Source organism: Mesorhizobium sp. WSM4830, assembly GCF_055811495.1.
Genome location: NZ_JBVVQI010000083.1, coordinates 1 through 1,401, shown reverse-complemented (window position 1 = coordinate 1,401; position 1,401 = coordinate 1). Strand labels below are relative to the sequence as shown.

Genomic DNA, 1,401 nt, shown 5'->3' with positions numbered 1-1,401 from the left:
TCGAGGTCAGTTCGGTGCCGTTGTCGGAGACGATCGTGTCCGGCCGACCACGCCAGCGTGATGATGGCATCCAGCTCGCGCACCACGCGCAGGCCCGACAGCGAGGTGTCGGCGATCAATGCAAGGCATTCCCGCGTGTAGTCGTCGACGATGGCGAGCACCCGGAAGCGACGGCCATCGGTGAAGGTGTCGGAGACGAAGTCCAGGCTCCATCGAGTGTTGGCACGATCGGCCACGAGCATGGGCCTGCGCGTGCCCAGCGCCCGCTTGCGTCCGCCGCGCCGGCGCACCTGCAGCTTCTCCTCCCGGTAGAGGCGCCGCAGCTTCTTCTGGTTCATCACGATGCCCTGCCGGTCCAGCATGATGTGGATCCTGCGGTAGCCGAACCGCCGGCGCTCCGCCGCCACGGCCTTCATCGCCTCGCGCAACGGAGCGTCGTCCGGACGGGTGCTGGTGTAGCGCACCGTCGAACGGTCGATGTTCAGAGCCTGGCACGCCCGACGCTGGCTCACCCCATGCACCTCGCAGGCATGAGCCACCGTCTCCCGCTTGGCGGCGGGCCCTACCATTAATGGGATGGTCCGCCCCGTCCTCCCGCAGCATCATCTGGGCAGTCACAACAAAGGAGGTTGCAATGTCCCCACGCAATGCGCCGCGCCCTGCGGCCGTCTATGGTGTCGATATCGGCAAGAACATCTTCCACGTCGTCGGCTTGGATAGCGACGGCAAGCCCGTCCAGCGAGTTCGCTTCCGACGCGATACGTTGATGAAGTTCTTCGAGCGGGCAGCGCCAGCAATCGTGGGGATGGAATCGTGCGCAGGATCACAATGGATCGCCAGGAGACTGCATGTGCTGGGGCACAAGGTTCGCCTGATCCCAGCGCAGTTCGTGAAGCCCTACGTCAAGTCGAACAAGAGCGACATCATCGATGCCGAAGCTATCGCCGAAGCCGCCACGCGGCCGACGATGCGATTTGCCGCGATGAAGAGTGAGGAGCAAGCCGACCTCCAAGCCTTGCATCGGGTGCGCGACCAGATGATCGGCACGCGAACCCGTCTGATCAACCAGATGCGAGCATTCTGCCTGGAATACGGCATCGCATTGAGACAGGGCGCCGGACTGTTCAAGCTCGACTTGCCACTGGTTCTCGATGACCTTTCGAATGACCTCTCGCCGGCAATGCGCAAACTGCTCGTGGACCTGTTCGCCGATCTGCGCCAGTTGGAGCAGCGCATCAACGACGTGACGAGGGAGATCGCAGCGATCGCAGACCGAGAAGATGTGGCCCGCCGGCTCATGACGATCCCCGGAATCGGAGCATTAGGAGCCACCGCGCTACTGGCGGCCGTCGGTACCGGATGCCAGTTCCAGAAGGCTCGCGACTTGGCCGCATGGCTGGG

General features: G+C 63.8%; 1 protein-coding gene and 1 pseudogene. One reads left to right on the top strand and one right to left on the bottom strand.

Annotated features, from left to right (window positions below):
- A pseudogene (locus tag AC0L2Y_RS34410) lies at positions 1-569 on the bottom strand (DDE-type integrase/transposase/recombinase); the annotation flags it as partial.
- A 65-nt stretch (positions 570-634) separates the two neighbouring features.
- On the opposite strand from AC0L2Y_RS34410, the gene AC0L2Y_RS34405 reads away from it, so the two are divergent.
- Positions 635-1,401, top strand: a 767-nt coding sequence (locus AC0L2Y_RS34405; RefSeq protein ID WP_473562311.1) for an IS110 family RNA-guided transposase, incomplete at its 3' end; no start/stop codon positions are given.